Origin of the sequence: Streptomyces sp. NPDC005899, from assembly GCF_040629645.1 — a bacterium.
Lineage (GTDB): Bacteria > Actinomycetota > Actinomycetes > Streptomycetales > Streptomycetaceae > Streptomyces.
In genome coordinates this window covers 1-3,680 of the sequence record NZ_JBEXWB010000487.1, presented here as the reverse complement: position 1 = coordinate 3,680, position 3,680 = coordinate 1, and the positions used below count along the sequence as shown (strand labels likewise).

5 protein-coding genes are annotated in these 3,680 nt (G+C 73.3%); 1 reads left to right on the top strand and 4 read right to left on the bottom strand.

Translation table 11 applies throughout. The annotated features are described in order from the left end of the window. Positions 1-129 precede the first annotated feature (129 nt). Positions 130-459 carry a putative quinol monooxygenase gene (locus ABZ371_RS30310; protein ID WP_358685618.1) on the top strand — a complete coding sequence of 110 codons (330 nt, stop codon included), beginning with the start codon at positions 130-132 and terminating at the stop codon, positions 457-459. A gap of 132 nt (positions 460-591) precedes the next feature. Here ABZ371_RS30310 and ABZ371_RS30305 read toward each other — a convergent pair whose 3' ends face one another. The 4 genes from ABZ371_RS30305 to ABZ371_RS30290 form a co-directional block, all read right to left on the bottom strand. Continuing rightward, positions 592-1,428 carry an aldo/keto reductase gene (locus ABZ371_RS30305; RefSeq protein ID WP_358685616.1) on the bottom strand — a complete coding sequence of 279 codons (837 nt, stop codon included), beginning with the start codon at positions 1,426-1,428 and terminating at the stop codon, positions 592-594. A 78-nt stretch (positions 1,429-1,506) separates the two neighbouring features. Continuing rightward, on the bottom strand, positions 1,507-2,244 hold the full coding sequence (locus ABZ371_RS30300; RefSeq protein WP_358685613.1) for an SDR family oxidoreductase: 738 nt from the start codon (positions 2,242-2,244) through the stop codon (positions 1,507-1,509). 154 nt (positions 2,245-2,398) lie between these two features. After that, positions 2,399-3,043, bottom strand: coding sequence for a TetR/AcrR family transcriptional regulator (locus tag ABZ371_RS30295; RefSeq protein ID WP_358685611.1), 645 nt, complete (start codon positions 3,041-3,043; stop codon positions 2,399-2,401). 183 nt (positions 3,044-3,226) lie between these two features. Further along, positions 3,227-3,680 (bottom strand): chorismate synthase (locus tag ABZ371_RS30290; RefSeq protein WP_358685608.1); only part of this gene is annotated, 454 nt, incomplete at its 5' end.

Genomic DNA, 3,680 nt, shown 5'->3' with positions numbered 1-3,680 from the left:
CACCCGGCCCGGCCCGGCGGGTGAGGCCCGCCCGGAGGGCGGTGTGCCGGGCGGGCGGGGGCCCGGGGGCGTGTGGGACGCTGGTCGACGCCCGCCCCGTACGGGAAGCCGCTTCGACCGGGAGTCTCCATGATCTTCATCGCCGTCAAGTTCACCGTCCGCAGCGCCGAGCGGGACAACTGGCTCCCGGCCGTCGACGCCTTCACCCTCGCCACCCGTGAGGAGCCGGGCAACCTGTTCTTCGACTGGTCGTACAGCGTGGAGAACCCCGACCAGTTCATCCTGCTCGAAGCCTTCGCCTCGCAGGAGGCGGGGGTGGCGCACGTGAACTCCGCGCACTTCAAGGCGGCGGTCGAGACGATGTCGGAGCTGGTCGCCGAGGTCCCGGAGATCATCAACGTCGAGGTGCCCGGTGACGACTGGTCCCGGATGACGGAGGTCACCCCGCGCAACAGGTGACAGGTGACAGGTGACAGGTGACAGCTGCCAGGTGAGCAGGTGACCGGTGGGTGCCCCGCACACACCGGCCGTTCCGCCCGAGGCGTCGTTCACGCGCACCGGCGGCCCCGCCGCCACCTCGCCGCGGGGCCGTCAGAACTCCTCGTGGGTCGCGGGATCTCCCCCGAAGCGGTGCGGCGGCCGCGCCCCGATCCCCTCCAGCTCCCGCGGCGTCAGCTCGAACCCGAAGAGGTCGAGGTTCTCCCGCTGCCGTCCGGGATCGGCGGACTTCGGGATCGGCACCGCGCCGAGCTGGGTGTGCCACCGCAGCACCACCTGGCCGGGCGTCACCCCGTGCGCCTGAGCCGCGGCGAGGACCTCCGGCGCCTCCAGTACCTGCCGCCCGCGGGCCAGCGGGCTCCAGCTCTCCGTGACGATGCCCTTGGCGGCGTGCACCGCCCGCAACTCCGCCTGCGGGAGCAGCGGATGCATCTCGATCTGGTTGACGACGGGCAGGACGCCCGTCTCCCGCTCCAGCCGGTCCAGATGGTCCGCGGTGAAGTTGGAGACGCCGATGGAGCGTACGAGACCGTCCTCGCGGAGCCTGATCATCGCCTTCCAGGTGTCCACGTACCTGTCCAGTCCGGGCAGTGGCCAGTGGATGAGGTAGAGGTCGACGTACTCAAGCCCGAGATCGCTCCGGGACTCCTCGAACGAGGCGAGCGTCTCCTCGTAGCCGTGATGCCTGCCGGGCACCTTGGTGGTGACGAACACGTCCTCGCGCGGCACCCCGCTCCGCGCGATCCCGCGCCCGGTGCCCCTCTCGTTGCGGTAGTTCAGCGCGGTATCCACGAGGCGGTATCCGAGGCCGAGCGCCCCGGCCACCGCCTCCTCGGCCGCGTCGTCGTCCAGCGGCCAGGTGCCCAGGCCCACCGCGGGGATCGTGCGGCCGTCGTGGAGGGTGTGCACCGGGGTGGGGTTCTGGCTCATGGTCTTCCGTTCCGTTCGCGCGTGCCGTCCCGTGCCCGCCAGCGTAGAACGGCGGGGCGCGGGAGGGCACGATGCCGGTCACGCGGCGTGGCCGCCGTCCACGACCACCTCCGTGCCCGTGATGTAGGCGGCTTCGGGGCTCGCCAGGTAGGCGACGAGTGCCGCCACTTCGGCCGTCGTGCCGAACCGGCCCAGAGCCGTGGCGGCCCGCTGCCCGTCCGCGAACGGGCCGCCCGCCGGATTCATGTCCGTGTCGACGGGGCCGGGCTGGACCAGGTTGACGGTGATGCCGCGGTGGCCCAGCTCACGGGCCAGGGGCTTGGTGAGCCCGGCCAGGGCGGACTTGCTCATCGCGTACAGGGTGGCGCCCGGGCCACCGGCGTAGCGGCTCAGCGCCGTCCCGAGCGAGATGACGCGGCCGCCGTCCGCCAGCCTGTCGGCCGCCGCCCGGCAGGCGAGGAAGACCGCGCGTACGTTGACGGCGAGGACCCGGTCCACGTCGGCCGGGGTGAAGCCGGTGACGGGGCCGACGAGACCGATGCCCGCGTTGTTCACCAGGACGTCCAGCCGCCCCAGCGCGTCCGCCGCCTCGTGCACCACGCCGCCGGCCGCCTCCGCGTCGGCCGCGTCGCAGCGCAGGGCGACGGCCCGGCGTCCGTACCCCTCGATCCGGCGTACGACCGCGTCGGCCGCCTCCTTGTCCTGGACGTAGGTCAGTGCCACGTCGGCGCCGTCCCGGGCGAGCCGGAGGGCGGTCGCCGCCCCGATGCCACGGCTTCCGCCGGTCACGAGCGCGGTCCTGTCGCTGCTGGTCATGTCTGCGTCCTTGTCCCTCGGAGAGCCGGCCGCGGTGGTGCGGCGGCGGCGAGGACAAGCAAAGTGCGTCGGCGGCACGGATACCGGCGGGAAACGGACGGTGACCCGGTGGTGCGGACAGAGCCCGCTCAACAAGCAGGCGAACCTGCGGACTTCAGGGGGCGGGCGGCAGTGCGGAGGGGTCCGTGGCCGCGCTCCGCAAGCGTCCGAGGATCGCCCGGGCCGCCTTGGTGTAGCCGGGGCTGTTGTTGTGCAGGACGGACTCCGCGTTGGCCAGTTCCATGAACGCGATGAGCTCGAAGGCGAGTTGGGAGACGTCCGTGTCCTGGGCGAGCTCGCCGCGGACCCTGGCCTCCTCGATGGTCTCCTCCACGAAGGTGACCCAGCCCGTCTGGGTGGCCGCCAGCGCGTCGTGCACCTTGCCCGTGCGGGAGTCGAACTCGGCGATGGTCGCGTAGAAGAAGCATCCGCCGCTGAACACCCGGCGCTGCGAGTAGGAGAGCCAGCTCTCGCACATCCGCCAGACCCGGCCCAGGCCCGGGGCCGCCGCCCTGGTCGGTGTCAGCACGTGTTCGACGAAGACGGTCACCGCGGCCCGCACGGTGGCGAGTTGCAGTTCCTCCTTCGAGCCGAAGAGGGCGAAGACGCCGCTCTTGCTCAGCTTCAGTTCCGTGGCCAGCCGCCCGAGCGACAGCCCCTCCAGCCCCTCGGTCGAGGCGACGTGGACCGCGCGCCCCAGGACCAGTTGCCTGGTCTGGTTCCCCCGCTCGACCCGGCCGTCCAGTCGCGCTCCACCCATGTGCCAACTCCGTGTGTCCGAGCGTTCCAGGACCGATATCCTAGTACCGCCGAGGCACCCGGCCCGACCGCTCCGGGGCCTCCCGCCGTTCCGGAGACGGGGCACATCCGTTCACCGGTGCTCCCGGACCCGCCCCCCCCGGCGGCCCGGCCGGGCAGGCGCGAGGGGACACCCGGGCCGTTCTCACCGGACGACCAGGTGCTCCAGGTAGGACCGCACGTTGCGCCGGGTCTCGGCGACCGAGTCGCCGCCGAACTTCTCCGCCACGGCGTCGGCCAGGACGAGGGCGACCATCGCCTCGGCGACGATGCCGGCGGCCGGGACCGCGGACACGTCGGAGCGCTGGTGATGGGCCGGGGCGGCCTCGCCCGAGGCCACGTCGACGGTCCGCAGGGGGCGGGGCACCGTCGCGATCGGCTTCATCGCGGCGCGCACCCGGAGCGTCTCACCCGTGCTCAGCCCGCCCTCGGTGCCGCCCGCGTGGCCGGAGAGCCGTACGAGGCCCTCGCCGGTGCGGGCGATCTCGTCGTGGGGGGGCGCGCCCGGCCCGCGCGGCGCCGCCAAGCCGGGGCCGGTAGTGCCGCCCGTGGACGTCATGATGCCCCTGTTCGCCGGCCCCCCCCGCGCGTCCCGCCGG

Coding starts and splice junctions, on each gene's coding strand:
- ABZ371_RS30310 (WP_358685618.1), top strand. CDS start 130: ATGATCTTCATCGCCGTCAAGTTCACCGTCCGCAGCGCCGAGCGGGAC.
- ABZ371_RS30305 (WP_358685616.1), bottom strand. CDS start 1,428: ATGAGCCAGAACCCCACCCCGGTGCACACCCTCCACGACGGCCGCACG.
- ABZ371_RS30300 (WP_358685613.1), bottom strand. CDS start 2,244: ATGACCAGCAGCGACAGGACCGCGCTCGTGACCGGCGGAAGCCGTGGC.
- ABZ371_RS30295 (WP_358685611.1), bottom strand. CDS start 3,043: ATGGGTGGAGCGCGACTGGACGGCCGGGTCGAGCGGGGGAACCAGACC.